This window comes from Bradyrhizobium sp. S3.3.6 (genome assembly GCF_040546905.1).
GTDB classification, from domain to species: domain Bacteria; phylum Pseudomonadota; class Alphaproteobacteria; order Rhizobiales; family Xanthobacteraceae; genus Bradyrhizobium; species Bradyrhizobium cytisi.
Map to the genome: position 1 here is coordinate 541,327 of NZ_JBEPOT010000004.1, position 16,967 is coordinate 558,293.

Sequence of the window (16,967 nt, forward strand, 5' to 3'; positions counted from 1 at the left end):
CGTTTTGCAAGGAGGGTCGGCGGGAACGGGAATTGCAAGGCGCTGGCGGATCGGATTTAAGGGCTAAAGACCCGCAATTGAAGGCCCATTTCCTTGCACGAATTGACCAAAGTGACCCCGTCCCGCCGTCCCGACCTGCACGTCGCCACCGAGGGCGAGTTCAGAGGGTGGCGGACCTGGATTCGCGACAGTTTTGAGAGCCATATCGGGCCGTTCTGGCACAAGATCGACGACGACGGCAGCATTCGCTGCGCCTTCCGGGTCGAGAAAAAGCACCTCAACGGCTCCGGAAATGTCCACGGCGGCTGCTTCATGGCCTTCGCGGACTATTGCCTGTTCGCAATCGCCACCCACGAGCTGGATGGCCCGGCCGTGACCACCAATTTCGCCTGCGATTTCCTCGACGCGGCGCGCGAGGGCGAGCTGGTCGAATGCACAGGCGAAGTGTCCCGGGCCGGCGGCTCGCTGATCTTCCTGCGCGGCAAGCTGAGCTCAGCCGACCGGCCGCTGTTCACGTTCTCCGGCACGATCAAACGCGTGAAGCGGAAGCCGGCACTGCAGGCAAACGCATAGCGCCGCACTTTTCATTTTCGCACCGCTAGCGCGAACCTCTACTGCTTGCCCTCGTCGGCCAGCATCTTCCGGTATTTCTCCACGTCGCGCGTCACGAGCTTTTGCAGCACCTCGGGCGTGTGCTCGTCGGGATCGGGCGCGACGGTCGACAGCTCGGCAAAACGCTTCTTCACCGCGTCGGTTTCCACGGCCGCGCGCGCAGCCGCGTTCAGCCTGGCGATGATGGTCGGCGGCGTGCCCTTGGGCGCGAACAGGCCGTTCCAGCCCTGCGCCTCGAATTCGGGCAGGCCGGCTTCGGCTGATGTCGGCAGATCGGGCAGCGTCGCGAGCCGCACCGTCGAGCCGACCACGAGCCCTTTCACCAGCTTTTCGTTGATCGACTGCGAGACCGAGGCCGCTGCGTCACAGACGCCGTCGATCTGGCTGCCGATCGCATCGGTCAGCGCGGGCGACGCGCCGCGATAGCCGACCAGCGTCGCGTCGATCCCGGCGGCCGTCACGAAACTCTTGCAGATGAGGTAGTTCGACGAGCCGACGCCGGCATGGCCGAGATTGATCTTGCCCGGGTTGGCCTTGGCGTAGGCGATGAACTCCTTCAGATCTTTCGCCGGAAAATCCTTGCGTAGCGCGATGATGCCGAAGGTCTTGGCCACCATGCCGATCGGCGCAAAAGACTCCGGCGTGAACGGCAGCTTGGGATAGATCGTGTAGGTCGCGGCATTGGTGCCGGCATTGCCGATCGCGATGGTGTAACCATCAGGCTCGGCACGCGAAGCGCGTGCCAGCGCGGTCGAGCCGCCGGCCCCCGCAACGTTCTCGATCACGATGGACTGGCCGAGCGCCACGCCCATCTGTTCGGCCACCGTGCGCGCGATCACGTCCGAGGTGCCGCCGGCCGCGAACGGCACGATCATGGTGATCGGATGTTTTGGAAAATCCTGCGCGAACGCAGCCGTCGCGAACAAGAGCACCGCGAACGCGGCGAGTGCACGCTTCACCACGAAGGAAATCACGCGGCCTTTTCCAGATGCGCGGTGAGACCTGCGAACAGGCCGCGGCCATCGGTGCAGCCCATGATGTCTTCGACGTGGTTTTCCGGGTGCGGCATCATGCCGAGCACGTTGCCCTTGTCGTTGACGAGGCCGGCGATGGAATGCGCCGCGCCGTTGATGTTGTGGTTCTCGTCGACCGCACCGTCGGCCGAGCAGTAGCGATAGAGCACCCGCCCCTCGCCCTCGATGCGCTTGATGGTCTCTTCGTCCGCCTCGTAATTGCCCTCGCCGTGCGCGACCGGCACGCGGATCACCTGGCCGGCATTGTAGCCGCGGGTGAACGGCGTATCAGAGCGCTCGACGCGCAGATGCACGTCCTTGCAGATGAATTTCAGCCGAGCATTGCGCATCAGCACGCCCGGCAGCAGGCCGGATTCGCAGAGGATCTGGAAACCGTTGCAGACGCCGAGCACGAGCCCGCCCTTGGCCGCATAGTCGCGCACCGCATCCATCACCGGCGCCCGCGCCGCAATCGCACCACAGCGCAGATAATCGCCGTAGGAGAAGCCGCCGGGCACCACCACGAGATCGGTGCCATCAGGCAGCGACGTCTCGGCGTGCCACACCATCGCAGGCTCGTGGCCCGAGATCAGCCTCAGCGCGCGCGCCATGTCGCGCTCGCGGTTGATTCCGGGAAAGACGAGGATGGCGGCTTTCATGATTCAGGTTCCAACGAGGGTGGGAATCGGGTTGGCCCGCGGGCCAAATCGTGAAGAGACATAGCCATTTGACGGGGATTTTACCAGTGCTAGCCTCGCCGGACGGCCTTGTGCACAGGCCATGACCACGGCGCGTCTGCCCAAGTATTTTGCCCGGGATTGAAGCCATGAATGTCCCGTCACTGCCCACATCCGAGTCCGAACCGGTCTCCGCAGAGGGCGTCGTCGCCGCCGGCGCCTATGTCGATGGCCGGCGCGTCGCCAACATCGCCATCAGCGAGGCGTCGAGCTGGCGGGCCAAGCCCGGCCATGTGGTCTGGATCGGGCTGCACGAGCCCGACATGGCGCTGCTCGGCGCGGTGCAGAAGCAATTCGACCTGCACGAGCTCGCCATCGAGGACGCCAACAACGCCCATCAGCGGCCCAAGATCGAGCAATATGGCGAGGCCCTGTTCATCGTCGCGCGCACGGCGCAATTGATCGAGGGCCGGATCGCCTTCGGCGAGACCCACATCTTCATCGGCGACGGTTATCTCGTGACGGTCCGTCACGGCGCCTCGACCTCCTACACGGCGGTGCGCGAACGCTGCGAGAGCTGTCCGCGGGCGCTGGCGCGAGGCGAGGACTATATCCTCTATGCGATCCTCGATTTCATCGTCGACAACTACTCCCCTGTGCTCGAGAGCATTCACGAGGAGGTCGAGGAGATCGAGGACTACGTGCTCTCGAACGCGATCACCAAGGCGCAGATCGAACGGCTGTACATGCTGCGCCGCGACCTGTTGCGGCTGCGCAATGCCGTCGGGCCCCTGGTCGAAGTCTGCCGCCGGCTGGAGCATGACGAGCTGTCGATGGTGCGCCCGGCGATGCAGACCCTGTTCCGCGACGTCACCGACCACGTCCGCAACATCCAGGAGCGCATCGATTCCATGCGCGAGGTGCTGGCCTTCGCTTTTGAGGCGAGCCTGCTGGTCGGCCAGGCGCAGGAGACGGCGGTGTCGAAGAAGCTCGCCTCCTGGCTTGCGATCCTGGCCGTCCCGACCGCAGTCGCCGGCATCTATGGGATGAACTTCAAGTACATCCCGGAGCTACAGCTGGAATACGGCTACTTCATCGTGTTGGGATTGATGGCGCTCGCCTGCCTCGGATTGTACTGGCGCTTCCGCCGCGTCGGATGGCTGTGACGCGCCCGCACGAGTTACACGATCTCGACCCGGTAGTTCTCGATCACGGTGTTGGCGAGCAGCTTGTCGGCAGCGTCCTTCAGCGCGGCTTCCGCCTTGGCCTTGTCGGCGCCGGCGAGCTCGATGTCGAACACCTTGCCCTGCCGCACGCTGGCGACGCCATCGACGCCGAGCGATTTCAGCGCGCCTTCGATGGCCTTGCCCTGCGGATCGAGGATACCCGTCTTCAAGGTAACGGTGACACGTGCCTTCACGTCGAAAACCCCTTAGCTCTTCACCAGCACCGGGCCTGAGCCCTGCGGACGCTCGTTCTCCATGAGGATGCCGAGGCGCTTGGCGACTTCGGTATAGGCCTCGAGCAGGCCGCCGAGATCCCTGCGGAAACGGTCCTTGTCGAGCTTCTCGTTCGACTTGATGTCCCACAGACGGCAGCTATCCGGCGAGATCTCGTCGGCGACGATGATGCGCATCATCTCGTTCTCGAACAACCGGCCGCATTCCATCTTGAAGTCGACGAGGCGGATGCCGATGCCGAGGAAGAGGCCGGTGAGGAAGTCGTTGACGCGGATGGCGAGCGCCATGATGTCGTCGATCTCCTGCGGCGTGGCCCAGCCGAAGGCAGTGATGTGCTCTTCCGACACCATGGGGTCGTTGAGCTGGTCGTTCTTGTAATAGAATTCGATGATCGAACGGGGCAGCTGGGTGCCCTCCTCGATGCCGAGGCGCTGCGACAGCGAGCCGGCGGCAACGTTCCGCACCACCACCTCGAGCGGCACGATCTCGACCTCGCGAATCAACTGCTCGCGCATGTTGAGCCGACGGATGAAGTGGGTCGGCACCCCGATGTCGTTGAGGTGCTGAAACAGGTACTCCGAGATCCGGTTGTTGAGGACACCCTTGCCCTCGATCACCTGATGCTTCTTCGCATTGAACGCGGTGGCGTCATCCTTGAAGTGCTGGATCAGGGTACCAGGCTCCGGACCTTCATAGAGAACCTTTGCCTTGCCTTCATAAATGCGACGCCGACGGCTCATTGGGATGTACCGTGTTTTGTTGAAATCCATGTGTTTGGTGTGCTCCGGTTACCAGGTTACGACCCACAGCGGAGCTGCCGTGAACGGCCTGGAACCCCATCCGAATCCTTGGAAACAGAACGGGAACCAAGCCTTTAGGCAACCTATCCGATTGGCTGTCCCAGCACAATCGATCCGGCCCGTCCGACGCTGACTTATACCACCTTGCCTGCGGCTTTACGGCTCGTTGTTTCACCGATTCCTGCCCCCTATGTAGGCATGCGCAGGGCCCCTCGCAACGAGGGCGCCTCGTCCGGCGAGCTTAAGGAATTGGAAGACGCATGAGCGAATTCAACAAGCGCGAGGAAGGCTTTGAGAAGAAGTTTGCCCTCGACGAGGAGCAGAAATTCAGGGCGGAAGCCCGCCGTAACCGGCTGCTGGGGCTGTGGGCGGCCGAAAAGCTCGGAATATCAGGCGAAGCCGCTACCGCCTATGCCAAGGAGGTGGTCGCGGCCGATTTCGAGGAGGCCGGCGACGGCGACGTCCTGCGCAAGGTCATGGCCGATTTCGCCGCCGGGAACGTCGCCGTCACCGAGCAGGCGATTCGCGCCAAGATGAGTGAGCTGATTGCGGTCGCGGCCGCCGAGGTGAAGGCTGGAAAATAGGCCCGCTGGGAGCGGCGAATGGCGAGGTAAACCCCGTTGGCCGCTCGCTCCATAACAGCTTGCGGCGAGCCCCGGGCAATGCCAAATGAGCGGCATGTCCCAGGATCACGCCCAAGATCACATCTCCAACGTCCTCGCCCAACGCTATGCCTCGCCCGCGATGCGCGCCATCTGGAGCGGCGAAGGCAAGGTTCGCCTCGAACGCGACTACTGGATCGCCGTGCTGAAAGGCCAGCGCGATCTCGGCATTCCCGTGCCCGATGGCGTGATCGAGGCTTACGAGCGCGTCAAGGACCAGGTCGACCTGGCCTCTATCATGCGGCGCGAGCGCATCACCCGCCACGACGTGAAGGCGCGGATCGAGGAGTTCTGCGAACTGGCCGGTCATGAGCACCTGCACAAGGGCATGACCAGCCGCGACCTCACCGAGAACGTGGAGCAGCTGCAGGTCTACCGCGGGCTGCAGCTCATCGAGACCAAGAGCATCGCCGCGCTCATCCGCTTTGCCGGGCATGCAAAGCAATTGCGCGACATGCCGTTCACGGCGCGCACGCACAACGTGGCCGCGCAGGTCACGACGCTCGGCAAGCGCATCGCGATGTTCGGCGAGGAGATGCTGATTGGGCATCAGAGCCTGGTCAACGTGCTCGACACCTATCCCGCGCGGGGCCTGAAGGGCGCGGTCGGCACCCGGCTCGATCAGATCACGCTATTCAACGGCGATGCCGGCAAGGCCCGCGCGCTCGAACAGCAAATCCTCAAGCACCTCGGCCTGCCCAGGAGCTTTGATGCGGTCGGCCAGGTCTATCCGCGCAGCCTCGACTTTCGCGCGGTCAGCGTGCTCGTCGAGCTCGCCAGCGGTCCCGGCAATTTCGCGAAGACCATTCGCCTCATGGCGGGCCACGAGCTCGCCAGCGAAGGTTTTGCCAAGGGCCAGGTCGGCTCGTCCGCGATGCCGCACAAGATGAACAGCCGCTCCTGCGAGCGCATCAACGGCCTGCATGTCGTGCTGAAGGGCTATCTCGCCATGGCCGCCGGCCTCGCCGGCGATCAATGGAACGAAGGCGACGTTTCCTGCTCGGTCGTCCGCCGCGTCATGCTTCCGGACGCCTTCCTCGCCATGGACGGCCTGCTCGAGACCCTGCTCTCCGTGCTCGACCAGATGGAAGTGTTCGACGCCGTCGTCGCGACCGAGCTCAACCGCTATCTGCCCTTCCTGCTGACCACCACGGTCATGATGGAAGCGGTGAAGAAGGGGGCCGGCCGCGAAGGCGCACACGAGGCGATCAAGGAGCACGCGGTCGCGGCCATCCGCGACCTGCGCACCGGCACGATCGTGCAGAACGACCTGCTGCAGCGCCTTGCCGCCGATCAGCGCCTCGGCTTGAGCGAAGCCGAGCTGCAGCGCGTGCTCGATCACGGCCGCGCCAATTCCGGCGATGCCGGCGCCCAGGTCGACTACTTCGCCGAGCAGGTTGATGCGCTGGCGAAGGCAAAGCCTGAAGCGGCCAAGTACACGCCGGGCGCGATCTTGTAGCGAATGGTGAATGGCGAATAGCGAGTGGAAGATTCCATTCGCTACTCGCAATTCGCCATTCGCCCTCTATTCCTCCTTGAAGCCATATTCCGGCACATTGCCGCTGGCGCCGTAATATTTGTACGGCAGAAACTTGCCCGACATCGTGATCTTGACGCGGTCGCCCTTCGGGTTCGCCACGCGCTCCATCACCATGTCGAAGTCGATCGCCGACATGATGCCGTCGCCGTACTCCTCCTCGATCAGCGCCTTCCACGCCGGCCCGTTCACCATGACCAGTTCGTAGAAGCGATAGATCAAGGGATCGGTCGGCGGCATCGGCATGCCGCGCATCGGCGTCTCGTTGAGCATGGTGGTCTCGGACTTCGACAGGCCGAACAGTTCAGCGGCGTTCGCGGCTTGCGGCTTTGTCAATTTCATCTGGCCGAGGATCGCGCCTGTTATCAGCACCTCGGAATAGCCGCCGATCTTCTCGCAGATGTATTTCCAGCTCCAGCCCTTCTCGCGCTTGATGTCGAGCAGCTTTTCGGTGAGGTCTTCGCGTTTCATGTCAGGGTCTCCTTCTTAGGCAGTCAGTCCGGGACTGGTCCCGGGGGTCCGTGTCTGTTGTTGCTCATCGCTCGCCGCGATCGTCAGTCCGGGCTTGCCGATCTGCACCACCGGCACGTTGCGCGGATCGTGATCGGGCTTCTCGGTCGTAAAGGTCCTGCTGCGCGTCACCAGGAAGTCGATGATGTGGTTGCGCAGCGCATAGTAGAGCGGATGGCGGTGGAGGTCGGTGCGGCCGCGATCCTTCGGCAAGGGGTTTTCGACCACTTCCGCCAGCACCGCGCCCGGACCGTTGGTCATCAGGAAGATCTTGTCGGCGAGATAGATCGCCTCGTCGACGTCATGGGTGATCATGAACGCGGTCTGCCCGGTCTCCAGGCAAATCCGCCGCACCTCGTCCTGGAGCGTTCCGCGCGTCAGCGCGTCGAGCGCCGAGAACGGCTCGTCCATCAGCATCATCTTCGGCGTGATCGACAGCGCACGCGCGATGCCGACGCGCTGCTTCATGCCGCCTGACAGCTCCGACGGGCGCTTGTGCTCGGAACCGGTCAGGCCGACGAGATCGATGAAGGTCTGCGCATGCGCCTTGACCCTGGCGCGATCCCAGCGCCACCATTTCGAGCTCACGGCATAGGCGACGTTGCCGAGCACCGTGCGCCAGGGCAGCAGCGCATGGCTCTGGAAGATCACGGCGCGGTCGAGGCTGGTGCCCGAAATCGCCTGGCCGTCGACGATGACGGCGCCTTCGCTCGGCGCATCGAGGCCGGCGAGGACGTTGAGCACTGTGGTCTTGCCGCAGCCGGAATGGCCGATCACGCAAGCGAACTCGCCGCGCGGCATCGACAGCCAGAGGTTCTCGAACACGGTGGTCGTAGCCCCACCCGCGCCCGGATAGCGCTTGGCGATGCCTTCGATGGAGATGAACTTGTCGGTCACGGCCCTACTCCGGAAACGTGACCATGCGCGTGAAGCGCGCGAGGATCTGGTCGAGCAGCATGCCGATGATCCCGATCAGCAGGATCGCGATGATGACGTTGGTGATCGAGAGGTTGTTCCACTCGTTCCAGACGAAGTAGCCGATGCCGGTGCCGCCGACGAGCATTTCGGCGGCGACGATCACGAGCCAGGCGATGCCGATCGAGATGCGCATGCCGGTCAGGATCGTCGGTGCCGCCGCCGGCAGGATCACGGTGAAGGCGCGCCTGAAGGTGCCGACTTCCAACGTGCGCGCGACGTTGATCCACTCCTTGCGCACACCCGCAACGCCGAACACGGTGTTGAGCAGCATCGGCCAGATCGAGCAGATGAAGATCACGAAGATCGCGGAGATCGAGGAATCCTTGATGGTGTAGAGCGCGAGCGGCATCCAGGCCAGCGGCGAGATCGGCTTCAACACCTGGATGAAGGGATCGAGCGCCTTGCTGAGCAGCGGCGACATGCCGATCAGGAAGCCGAGCGGAATGGCGACGAGCACGGCCAGGAGATAGCCGGTGCCGACGCGCGCGATCGAATAGCCGAGCTGGATACCGAGCCCCTTGTCGTTCGGCCCGTTGTCGTAGAACGGCCGCTTCAGATGCTCCCAGAGCTGGGCGCCAACGTCGACTGGCCCGGGCATCGCGGATTTGCCCTGTGTCGCCATGAGGCCCATCAGCTTGGCGTATTCCGGGCTCATCGCTGCGGTGGTGCCGGTCGAGCGCGTGGCGAGATGCCAGATGCCGAGGAACGCAGCGAGCAGCACGATCGAGACAACGCCGGCGCGCAGGCGAAGGGAGGATGTGGTCATCTCGCACTCCGCCGTGTCCCGGGCGCGGTGCGGCGCGAAGTGACGCGCCGCAGAACCGGGACCCATGCGGCTTCACTGGGTCCCGGCTCAGCGATGCACCACTGTGTGCTGCATCGCGTCCGGGACACGAGAGCGACACCCCTCACGACGCCTTCCTGATCTTGAAGCTAGCGACATAATCCTCCGGCTTGGCCGGATCGAACGTCTTGCCCATCACCGCGAACGATTTGTAGCTGCCGGCGGGCGGCGTGAGGCCCATCTCGGTCATCAGCTTCCTGGTGTCGGTGGCCAGATACACCTGCTCGGCGACCGCCTTGTAGTCGACATCGCCCTTGATCTGGCCCCAGCGCTTCATCTGCGTCAGCATCCACACCGCAAATGACTGCCAGGGGAACGGATCGAAATCGACGCGCTTGGCATCGGTCTTCACGCCACCAAGACCGTCGGCATAGGTGCCGGTCAGGACCTGCTCCAACACCGTGACCGGCGCGTTGATGTAGTTGGCCGGCGCGATGGCTTCGGCGATCTGCTTGCGGTTCTCCGCCTTCGACGCGTAGGCGGTGGCATCGACGATGGCGCGGGTCAGCGCGGCAAAGCTGTTCGGCGCCGTCGTGATGAACTCGCGGCTGGCGGCGAAGCTGCAGCAGGGATGGCCGTCCCAGATCTCCTTCGACAGCAGGTGCATGAAGCCGACGCCGTCATAGATCGCGCGCTGGCAGACGTTGTCGGGCGCAAGGAAGCCGTCGATGTTGTCCGCGCGCAGGTTCGCCACCATTTCCGGCGGCGGCACCGAGCGCAGCTGCACGTCGGTATCGGGATCGAGGCCATGCTCGGCGAGATAGTAGCGCAGCAGGTAATTGTGCATGGAGTAGTCGAAGGGGATGGCGAACTTCATGCCCTTCCAGTCCTTCGGGTCGCGCTTGTCCTTGTGCTTGGTCGCCAGCACGATGCCCTGCCCGTTGATGTTCTCGATCGCGGGGACGGCGAAGGGAATGGCGTTGGCACCCAAGCCCAGCGAGATCGCGATCGGCATCGGTGCCAGCATGTGGGCGGCGTCGTATTCCTTGTTGATGGTCTTGTCGCGGATCACCGCCCAGCCGGCGGTCTTGACCACATCGACGTTGAGGCCGTGCCTGGCATAGAAGCCGAGCGGCGCCGCCATGATGATCGGCGTCGCGCAGGTGATCGGGATGAAGCCGACCTTGAGGTCCTTCTTCTCGGGCGTGCCGGCCTGCGCAAAGACCTCGGTCGCCGTCTTCAGCGGGAAGAATTGCGACAACGCGGCAAGTGCGGTCGAGGCGCCGACCGATTTCAGGAAGGCGCGCCGCGCCACATCCTGCGGAAACATCGCGCGCATCACGGCGGAGGCGACGACGCCTTCGTAACGTCTCTCCTCGCTCTCCGTCGGCTCGCAGCGCAGCGCCAGCGAGGCCTGATCATGCTCGGCGGCCGAACCGTGCTGGCCACAGGCACAGCCGGCCCGGAGGTTGCGATCGGGATCAAACGGATTGTCGAAAGTGGACATCGGACCTCCTGCGCGTCATTGCAGGATGAACTACGCAAGGCGCGTGCCACCGCGATCGTTCGGGCCACCGCCTTGATGACACAGGGATTTCGCTCGCGCTTGGTCGCTACGAAAACTCGTGATATACGAAAACTCGTAATCAAATAACGAGATTTCGTAATGGCAACGACGCCAGCGCATGGCGCCGACGAAGCGGCCCAAAACCTCGATCTGCGTGCCGCAGCCTTCGAATCGTCCATCGAGGCAACGCTGCTGGTCGATCCCTATGGCGACCAGATCATCGATGCCAATCCGGCCGCCTGCGCCCTGCTCGGCTACGACCGCGCTCTGCTGCGGCAAACCCGGGCCAGCGCGCTACATGCGGGCCAGCTTCCGGCGCTGACCGTGTTCACCCAGGCGGTGCTGCACAAGGGCGCGTACTGGACCACCGCACTGACCCCGCGTCACGCCACGGGTCAGGAGCTCCGGCTGGAATATTCCGGCTGCCTCGTCAGCCATGATGACCGTATCCTGCTGCTGTTCACCCTCAACGATCTCGAAGCGCGCCGGCGGCGCAACGTGGACGCCGCCGCCGAAGACCACATGCGCAGCGGCATTGCGAGCTGGCAGCGGGTCGAGCGCGTCTTCCAGGACATCGAGCGCGAGAACCAGCTGATCCTGCGCGCCGCCGGCGAAGGCATCTATGGCGTGAACGCGGAAGGAAAGACCACCTTCGTCAACCCGGCGGCCGAGCGGATGCTGGGCTGGACCGCCGAGGAGCTGGTCGGCAAGGAGATCCACCCGATCGTGCATCACACCCACCATGATGGCCGGCACTATCACGACCACGACTGCCCGATCTACGCGGCGTTCCGCGACGGCGCGGTCCACCAGGTCGACGGCGAGGTGTTCTGGCGCAAGGACGGCTCGCCGGCCTGGGTCGAATACACCTCGACCCCGATCCGGGACCGCGGCGTGGTGGTCGGCGCTGTCGTGGTATTTCGCGACGTCAGCCAGCGGCGCGAAGCCGACGAGAAGCTGCACGCCGCGCTCACCGAGGTCGATCGCCTGCGCGAGCGGCTCGAGCTGGAAAATGCCTATCTCCAGGAAGAAATCCGCATCGAGACCAATCCGCGCGGCATCATCGGTGGAAGCGGGGCGATCCAGAAGACGTTGCGCCAGGTCAAGCTGGTAGCGCCGACCACGGCTGCTGTGATGATCACCGGTGAGTCCGGCACCGGCAAGGAGCTGATCGCGCGCGCCATCCACGAGGATTCCACCCGCAGCGACCGGCCGCTGATCCGGGTCAACTGTGCCGCGATCCCGCGCGAATTGTTCGAGAGCGAGTTTTTCGGCCACGTCCGCGGCGCCTTCACCGGCGCAACCCGCGACCGCATCGGCCGCTTCGAGCTTGCCGATGGCGGTACGCTGTTTCTCGACGAGGTCGGCGAGATCCCGCTCGAATTGCAAGGCAAGCTGCTGCGGGTGTTGCAGGAAGGCAATTTCGAGCGCGTCGGCCAGGAACGCACGCGCGCGGTCGACGTCCGCGTGATCGCCGCGACCAATCGTGACTTGAAGCAGGAGGTGCAACGCGGCCGTTTCCGCGAGGACCTCTATTTCCGCCTCAACGTATTCCCGATCGAGACCGTGCCGCTGCGCGAGCGGCGCGAGGACATTCCCCTGCTCGCCCAGCACTTCCTGACGCGCGAGAGCAAGGCGCTGAAATCCAATTTGCGCTTGTCGGAGGGCGATGCAAGGCGCCTGACCCGCTACGACTGGCCCGGCAACGTCCGCGAATTGCAGAACGTGATCGAGCGCGCCGCGATCCTGTCGCAGAACGGACGCCTGCGCATCGACCTGCCCGATCCTTCCGGCGCACCGCCCACGCCCGGTGCGGCGCGCCAGAAGACCGATGCCCGGCCGGCGGTCATGACCTCCTCGGAGATGCGCGACCACGAGCGCACCAATATCCTCGCCGCGCTCGAAGCCTGCGCCGGAAAAGTCTTCGGCTCCGGCGGCGCGGCCGAGCTGCTCGACCTCAAGCCGACCACGTTGGCCTCGCGGATCAAGGCGCTGGGGATCGCGCCCCGTCCGCGAGCCATGTGATCGCAGGCTCTCACGCCGCCTTGGTCGTGACCTCCGCTGCAATCGGCAGGCCCTGCTCGATCGGCAGCGACGGATCGCGCGACCATTCGTTCCAGGAGCCGAAATACATCCGTACGTCCTTCACGCCGGCGTTCTTCAGCGCCAGGAACGTGTTCGAGGCGCGGGCGCCCTTGAAGCAATAGAGATAGACCGGCGTCGTCTGCGCGATGCCGACGGTGGCGCATTCCGCGAGGATCTCGTCCTTGGACTTGAAGCGCGGTCCCTCGGCGGTCGGCTTCATCATGCGGTACCATTCCAGCCAGACAGCGCCGGGAATGCGGCCCTTGCGCGGGCAAAAATCCTTGCCGTAGGGCGAGGAGCTGTCGCCGATCCACTCGTCGACGTCACGCACGTCCAGGATGGCGATGCCGGGCTTCCCGACGGCGCCAAGCATGGTCTTCGCGTCGATCAGGATCTCGCCGGCTTCCGGTACGATCGAGAACGAAGCTTTCGCCGGCGTCGGCACATCCTTCGTCACCGGGAAGCCCGCGGCCGACCACGCGTCGAAGCCGCCATGCAGCACCTTCACCTTGGGATAGCCGAGCATGGTGAGAAGATAATAGCCGCGACAGGACTGGCCGAAGCCGGAGTTCATCGACTGCTCGTAGATGACCGCCGTCTCTTTGCCAGACAAACCGGCAGCTCCGAAGGCGTCGGCGAATTTCGTCTTCAGCTCGGCCATGCCTTCAGGGGTCGAGGTCGCAAGAAACGTGAAGATCTCATGTACATTGACGGCGTTGGGAAGATGCCCGGCGGCATAGGCGTCGGGATTGCGCGTGTCGACGATGACACACGGCTCTAGCTTCAAGAGATCGGCAAGTTCGACGGCACTCATCAGAACGTCAGTCATGGTAGCCTCTCCGTTGAGGTTCAGTGGACGTGGGGGTGGACTCGTGAGACTCAGGAATCGGCGAGCATCTTGCGCAGCTGCTTGGTGGCAGGCGTGACGATCGCGACGAAATAGGCCTCGCGCAGGCGCCGCTGCGCGCGGTGGCTCTTGAGGTAGCCGCGCGCGCCACAATGCAGCATCGCGGCATGCGCAGCCGCGACACTGGCGTCGCCCGCGCGCAAGCGCAGCGCGATCACCTTGCGCCAGTAGGTCTCCTCCTCGTTGTAGGGATCGCGCGCCAGCGCCATGGTCTCCGCCTCGAGCTCGGCGGCGAGCTCGCCGAACTGCACCGGCTGCTGCGGCAGATAGCGGTTGATGTGGCCGAGCGGGCCACCGACCTCATCCATGATCTTGATGCAGTCCCTGATGAGGCCGAGCGCCATGCCGGCCTGGAGCAAAATGAAGCCGGCGCGGATCTTCTTCACGAAAGGCGCGGCGGGATCGGCGAGGATCAGCTCGTCCGGCACGAAGACGTCGCGGAACTGCACGCCATAGGTGCCGGTGCCGTCCATCGCGAGAAACGGCTTGCACGGCGTCAGCGTGATCGCAGGATCGGAGCAGTCCGCCAAAAACATCACCTGGCCCGGCTCGCCACTTGCGATGCCGGGCTCGCCACTCGCGATGCCCGGCTCGCCCTCGCGCTCGAAGATGGTCCCGAAATAATGATCGGGGCCGAGATTGGAGACCCAAGGCAGCGCGCCGCGCACGATATAGCCGCCATCGACCTTGCGCCCTTTCAGCTTCAATCTCTCGATGCCGAAAAAGCTCTTCATCGGATTGGAGAGCCCGGTGCCGCCGAGCACGCGGCCGGTGGAGAAGCCGTCGCCAAAACGTTTTGCCAGCTTCAGATTGGTCGAGTTGGCGGCGTACCAGACCAGCGTGTTCTGGCACCAGGCCATGAACGCCGTGGCACCGCAGACCTCGCCGATCGCCGCCATCGCCTGGATGGCGCAGCGTAAGTCCGCAGGTCCCTCGGGGGGCATGTGACTGCCCCACGCGCCGACCTCGCCGAATTTGCGCATCACGTCGGCCGGATAGACCGAACCGTCGTCGATACCCATGGCGAGCGGGGCGAGCTGCTCCCGCGCAATCCGCGCCACCTCTCCCGCAATGGACGGTGCGGGCTGATCTGAAGCTTCGACCCGCGATAGTGCCAGTGAACCCATGATCGTCTCCCGCACCTGATGTCCTATTGCCGTCAGCTAAAGACCGACCTCGAGATTGACCGGGCGGGTGAAGGTGTTGGCGACCGGGGACCATTGCTTCACATGGGCCACCAGGGCGTTGATCTCCTCCTGCGCGATACCCTCGCACTCCATGTCGACCTTGACGCGGACATCAGTGAAGCCGACTGGCTTGTCGGAGACATCGCCGGTGCCCCACACCGCGGTGATGTTAAGGTCGCCCTCGAGCTCGAGCTCGAGCTTGTTGACGATCCAGCCACGATGCACGGCATTGGCGTGCAGGCCGACAGCGAGGCAGGAGCCGAGCGCGGCGAGCGAGGCTTCCGACGGATTGGGCGCGGTGTCGTCACCCAAAAGGCCCGGCGGCTCGTCGACGATATAGGGCGGCAGATTACGGATATAGTTGGCGTGGCGGAATTTTCCTTCCGCGACCGTCTTGCACTTCAAGGTCTTGACGACCTTCGGATTGGCCTTGCCGCTCGCAATCAATTGCTCGAGGCCATTCTTGTCGATGGGCGCGAGGCACCCCGTCAGCACTGTCTTCTGAACGACGGCAGTCATCATCTTCTCCCTGGCAGAAGTGGAAATCGGTTGGATACCGAACGGTCTGTTTCCTTGCATGGAGCGTGCCACAGCTGGGCCAAACCGAAACGCGAAGCATTGGAGCCGCTTAGCCGACGCTGCCCGTGGATTGATCAGCCGCCCTTTGCTTAAAGGCGATGCAGATGAGCTTTCCCGTGCGAATCTTTTCAGCGCGGAACAGATGCGCCTTGCTGACGCGGCGTCGCTGCAGGTAAGTTTGGACTCATGGCCAAGTCCTTACTCAACAAGACGTCCTCGAAGAAGACCTCGCCTCACGCCGGCGCGGGCGAAGACGAATCAGCGCGCGGGCGGCTGCTCAGCGCCGCGACGCATCTGTTCTGCAAGAACGGAATCAACGCCACCGGCATCGATGCGATCATCGAGGAAGCTGGCACGGCGAAGACCACGCTCTACAAGCTGTTCGGCTCGAAAACCAATCTCGTCAACGCGGTGCTGGAGAGCGAAGGCAAGCAGTGGCGCGAATGGTTCATCGGCGCCATGGAAGAAGGCGGTGGCGACGCGCGGGCGAAACTGACGCGCATCTTCCCGGCGCTGAAGAGCTGGTTCGCGGAAGAGCGCTTCTACGGCTGCCCCTTCATCAACGCCGTCGGCGAGCACGACAAGGACGCCAAGCAATTCCGCAACATCGCGATGAAGCACAAGAAGATCGTGCTCGGCCATATCGAGAAGCTCGCCGGCGAGCTCGGCTCGAGCGAGCCAGCCGTGCTGGCGCATCAGCTAGGGCTCTTGATCGACGGCGCCATCGTCGCGGCCATGATCTCGCGCGATCCGGGCGTCGCGGATACGGCAGCGCTCACGGCAGGTCCCCTGCTCGGCCAGTCGAAACCGAAGAAGAAGCGCGCGGCGGATCAGTTAGAGGCGGTGTGATCTTCGTAGGGTGGGCAAAGGCGCAAAGCGCCGTGCCCACCATTTCTGCCTCGGTTGATCGGTCGAGGATTGGTGGGCACGCTTCGCTTTGCCCACCCTACAAGGCTATAAACTTACTATTTGAACGGGCTGGTTTCGCTCGTCAGGCCAGCAACCGGCGAACTCCAAAACCTCTTCCACCGTCTCATTCGCGTGAGAGGTGGTCGTAACAAAGCGCGTGTCATCCGACCCGTCGCCTACCACGAGTTCATCGATGATGTTCTCTATCCGCGCCGCGCCTTCTCCAGCGACTGCGATAAGAGCGACGTTGTCGCAAAGGCACTGCTCGACGAAGGCATCCAATAGGTCTTCGTTCGATATTGGCAGTTGGAGAATGACCCTTGACGCATAGCTCATCTAATTCTCGGCGGCGTGGTGAAATCGCTCTCCCCTGATTTGGCGCCAGTATTCTTCGGCAACGTCGGGGTCGATTTCGATTGGCGCGGAGCTTTCAGGATCGAGGCGATCCTTGCCGTCTTTTCGCGGACCTGAAATCCAAAACCTCTCTCCGGTTTCAACGTCAAAGTAGTTTGCCTTGAAGCCGCTACCTTTCAGGCTTTGGAAAGTGCGTCCTCCATAGCTGATAGACTTGCCCGTCTTCGAGAATGTGACGCGGCCGATCCGTGCCAGTCCATTCAGCGAACTAGATTTATCCTCGATGTACATGATGCGTGTTTTCGGCATCCTTGGACCTAGCGTGCGGAGGCATACGAGAGACAAA

The 16,967-nt window shown here is 63.7% G+C and carries 19 protein-coding genes; 6 read left to right on the top strand and 13 right to left on the bottom strand.

All coding sequences use genetic code 11. The features are described 5' to 3' along the window. The first annotated feature begins 93 nt into the window (after positions 1 to 93). On the top strand, positions 94 to 573 hold the full coding sequence (locus ABID59_RS15310; RefSeq protein ID WP_354083902.1) for a PaaI family thioesterase: 480 nt from the start codon (positions 94 to 96) through the stop codon (positions 571 to 573). Positions 574 to 611: 38 nt separating this feature from the next. Here ABID59_RS15310 and ABID59_RS15315 read toward each other — a convergent pair whose 3' ends face one another. Both ABID59_RS15315 and purQ read right to left on the bottom strand, forming a co-directional pair. After that, positions 612 to 1,586, bottom strand: a complete 975-nt coding sequence (locus tag ABID59_RS15315; protein ID WP_148751464.1) for a tripartite tricarboxylate transporter substrate binding protein BugD — start codon at positions 1,584 to 1,586, stop codon at positions 612 to 614. Then, positions 1,583 to 2,284, bottom strand: coding sequence for a phosphoribosylformylglycinamidine synthase subunit PurQ (purQ, locus tag ABID59_RS15320; RefSeq protein ID WP_148751463.1), 702 nt, complete (start codon positions 2,282 to 2,284; stop codon positions 1,583 to 1,585). Before purQ ends, ABID59_RS15315 begins: the two co-directional genes overlap by 4 nt. 167 nt (positions 2,285 to 2,451) lie before the next feature. On the opposite strand from purQ, the gene corA reads away from it, so the two are divergent. Then, the gene (gene corA / locus ABID59_RS15325; RefSeq protein ID WP_148751462.1) at positions 2,452 to 3,468 is read left to right on the top strand and encodes a magnesium/cobalt transporter CorA; all 1,017 of its coding nucleotides are present in this window, start codon (positions 2,452 to 2,454) and stop codon (positions 3,466 to 3,468) included. A 14-nt stretch (positions 3,469 to 3,482) separates the two neighbouring features. Here the strand turns inward: corA and purS are convergent, their stop codons facing one another. Both purS and purC read right to left on the bottom strand, forming a co-directional pair. Then, positions 3,483 to 3,722, bottom strand: coding sequence for a phosphoribosylformylglycinamidine synthase subunit PurS (gene purS / locus ABID59_RS15330; RefSeq protein ID WP_148773046.1), 240 nt, complete (start codon positions 3,720 to 3,722; stop codon positions 3,483 to 3,485). Between the two features lie 12 nt (positions 3,723 to 3,734). Beyond that, on the bottom strand, positions 3,735 to 4,502 hold the full coding sequence (gene purC / locus ABID59_RS15335) for a phosphoribosylaminoimidazolesuccinocarboxamide synthase (RefSeq protein WP_173015815.1): 768 nt from the start codon (positions 4,500 to 4,502) through the stop codon (positions 3,735 to 3,737). A gap of 320 nt (positions 4,503 to 4,822) precedes the next feature. On the opposite strand from purC, the gene ABID59_RS15340 reads away from it, so the two are divergent. Both ABID59_RS15340 and purB read left to right on the top strand, forming a co-directional pair. Continuing rightward, complete coding sequence (locus ABID59_RS15340; protein ID WP_148751460.1) at positions 4,823 to 5,146, top strand: DUF1476 domain-containing protein; 324 nt, start codon at positions 4,823 to 4,825, stop codon at positions 5,144 to 5,146. Positions 5,147 to 5,231: 85 nt separating this feature from the next. Further along, positions 5,232 to 6,683 (top strand): adenylosuccinate lyase, encoded by a 1,452-nt coding sequence (purB, locus tag ABID59_RS15345; RefSeq protein WP_502916800.1) that lies wholly within the window; start codon positions 5,232 to 5,234, stop codon positions 6,681 to 6,683. Positions 6,684 to 6,749: 66 nt separating this feature from the next. Here the strand turns inward: purB and cynS are convergent, their stop codons facing one another. From cynS to ABID59_RS15365, 4 genes are all read right to left on the bottom strand, one after another. Continuing rightward, positions 6,750 to 7,232 (bottom strand): cyanase, encoded by a 483-nt coding sequence (gene cynS / locus ABID59_RS15350; RefSeq protein ID WP_354083903.1) that lies wholly within the window; start codon positions 7,230 to 7,232, stop codon positions 6,750 to 6,752. 15 nt (positions 7,233 to 7,247) lie between these two features. Continuing rightward, positions 7,248 to 8,168: an ABC transporter ATP-binding protein gene (locus ABID59_RS15355; protein ID WP_354083904.1), complete on the bottom strand. Its 921-nt coding sequence runs from the start codon at positions 8,166 to 8,168 to the stop codon at positions 7,248 to 7,250. 4 nt (positions 8,169 to 8,172) lie between these two features. Then, positions 8,173 to 9,015, bottom strand: a complete 843-nt coding sequence (ntrB, locus tag ABID59_RS15360; RefSeq protein WP_354083905.1) for a nitrate ABC transporter permease — start codon at positions 9,013 to 9,015, stop codon at positions 8,173 to 8,175. A gap of 142 nt (positions 9,016 to 9,157) precedes the next feature. Continuing rightward, positions 9,158 to 10,540 (bottom strand): CmpA/NrtA family ABC transporter substrate-binding protein, encoded by a 1,383-nt coding sequence (locus ABID59_RS15365; RefSeq protein ID WP_354083906.1) that lies wholly within the window; start codon positions 10,538 to 10,540, stop codon positions 9,158 to 9,160. 159 nt (positions 10,541 to 10,699) lie between these two features. On the opposite strand from ABID59_RS15365, the gene ABID59_RS15370 reads away from it, so the two are divergent. Beyond that, positions 10,700 to 12,625, top strand: a complete 1,926-nt coding sequence (locus ABID59_RS15370) for a sigma 54-interacting transcriptional regulator (protein WP_354083907.1) — start codon at positions 10,700 to 10,702, stop codon at positions 12,623 to 12,625. A 10-nt stretch (positions 12,626 to 12,635) separates the two neighbouring features. On the opposite strand, the gene ABID59_RS15375 is transcribed toward ABID59_RS15370, so the two are convergent. Genes ABID59_RS15375 through ABID59_RS15385 form a run of 3 tightly spaced genes read right to left on the bottom strand, consistent with a single transcriptional unit; the run spans position 12,636 to position 15,298 of the window. Continuing rightward, positions 12,636 to 13,514 carry a sulfurtransferase gene (locus ABID59_RS15375; RefSeq protein ID WP_148751454.1) on the bottom strand — a complete coding sequence of 293 codons (879 nt, stop codon included), beginning with the start codon at positions 13,512 to 13,514 and terminating at the stop codon, positions 12,636 to 12,638. Positions 13,515 to 13,564: 50 nt separating this feature from the next. Beyond that, the gene (locus ABID59_RS15380) at positions 13,565 to 14,719 is read right to left on the bottom strand and encodes an acyl-CoA dehydrogenase family protein (RefSeq protein WP_354083908.1); all 1,155 of its coding nucleotides are present in this window, start codon (positions 14,717 to 14,719) and stop codon (positions 13,565 to 13,567) included. A 36-nt stretch (positions 14,720 to 14,755) separates the two neighbouring features. Next, the gene (locus tag ABID59_RS15385; protein ID WP_148751452.1) at positions 14,756 to 15,298 is read right to left on the bottom strand and encodes an OsmC family protein; all 543 of its coding nucleotides are present in this window, start codon (positions 15,296 to 15,298) and stop codon (positions 14,756 to 14,758) included. A gap of 246 nt (positions 15,299 to 15,544) precedes the next feature. Here ABID59_RS15385 and ABID59_RS15390 point away from each other — a divergent pair, with 246 nt between their 5' ends. Next, positions 15,545 to 16,207 carry a TetR/AcrR family transcriptional regulator gene (locus tag ABID59_RS15390; RefSeq protein WP_148751451.1) on the top strand — a complete coding sequence of 221 codons (663 nt, stop codon included), beginning with the start codon at positions 15,545 to 15,547 and terminating at the stop codon, positions 16,205 to 16,207. Between the two features lie 105 nt (positions 16,208 to 16,312). On the opposite strand, the gene ABID59_RS15395 is transcribed toward ABID59_RS15390, so the two are convergent. Next, entirely contained in the window at positions 16,313 to 16,603 is a 291-nt protein-coding gene (locus ABID59_RS15395) for a DUF7684 family protein (protein ID WP_148751450.1), read from the bottom strand. Next, complete coding sequence (locus ABID59_RS15400; RefSeq protein WP_246229882.1) at positions 16,604 to 16,912, bottom strand: 1-deoxy-D-xylulose-5-phosphate synthase; 309 nt, start codon at positions 16,910 to 16,912, stop codon at positions 16,604 to 16,606. Positions 16,913 to 16,967: the final 55 nt, after the last annotated feature.

Coding starts and splice junctions, on each gene's coding strand:
- ABID59_RS15340 (WP_148751460.1), top strand. CDS start 4,823: ATGAGCGAATTCAACAAGCGCGAGGAAGGCTTTGAGAAGAAGTTTGCC.
- ABID59_RS15375 (WP_148751454.1), bottom strand. CDS start 13,514: ATGACTGACGTTCTGATGAGTGCCGTCGAACTTGCCGATCTCTTGAAG.
- ABID59_RS15390 (WP_148751451.1), top strand. CDS start 15,545: ATGGCCAAGTCCTTACTCAACAAGACGTCCTCGAAGAAGACCTCGCCT.
- corA (WP_148751462.1), top strand. CDS start 2,452: ATGAATGTCCCGTCACTGCCCACATCCGAGTCCGAACCGGTCTCCGCA.
- purB (WP_502916800.1), top strand. CDS start 5,232: ATGAGCGGCATGTCCCAGGATCACGCCCAAGATCACATCTCCAACGTC.
- purQ (WP_148751463.1), bottom strand. CDS start 2,284: ATGAAAGCCGCCATCCTCGTCTTTCCCGGAATCAACCGCGAGCGCGAC.
- ABID59_RS15365 (WP_354083906.1), bottom strand. CDS start 10,540: ATGTCCACTTTCGACAATCCGTTTGATCCCGATCGCAACCTCCGGGCC.
- ABID59_RS15370 (WP_354083907.1), top strand. CDS start 10,700: ATGGCAACGACGCCAGCGCATGGCGCCGACGAAGCGGCCCAAAACCTC.
- ABID59_RS15395 (WP_148751450.1), bottom strand. CDS start 16,603: ATGAGCTATGCGTCAAGGGTCATTCTCCAACTGCCAATATCGAACGAA.
- ABID59_RS15380 (WP_354083908.1), bottom strand. CDS start 14,719: ATGGGTTCACTGGCACTATCGCGGGTCGAAGCTTCAGATCAGCCCGCA.
- cynS (WP_354083903.1), bottom strand. CDS start 7,232: ATGAAACGCGAAGACCTCACCGAAAAGCTGCTCGACATCAAGCGCGAG.
- ABID59_RS15400 (WP_246229882.1), bottom strand. CDS start 16,912: ATGTACATCGAGGATAAATCTAGTTCGCTGAATGGACTGGCACGGATC.
- purC (WP_173015815.1), bottom strand. CDS start 4,502: ATGAGCCGTCGGCGTCGCATTTATGAAGGCAAGGCAAAGGTTCTCTAT.
- ABID59_RS15385 (WP_148751452.1), bottom strand. CDS start 15,298: ATGACTGCCGTCGTTCAGAAGACAGTGCTGACGGGGTGCCTCGCGCCC.
- ntrB (WP_354083905.1), bottom strand. CDS start 9,015: ATGACCACATCCTCCCTTCGCCTGCGCGCCGGCGTTGTCTCGATCGTG.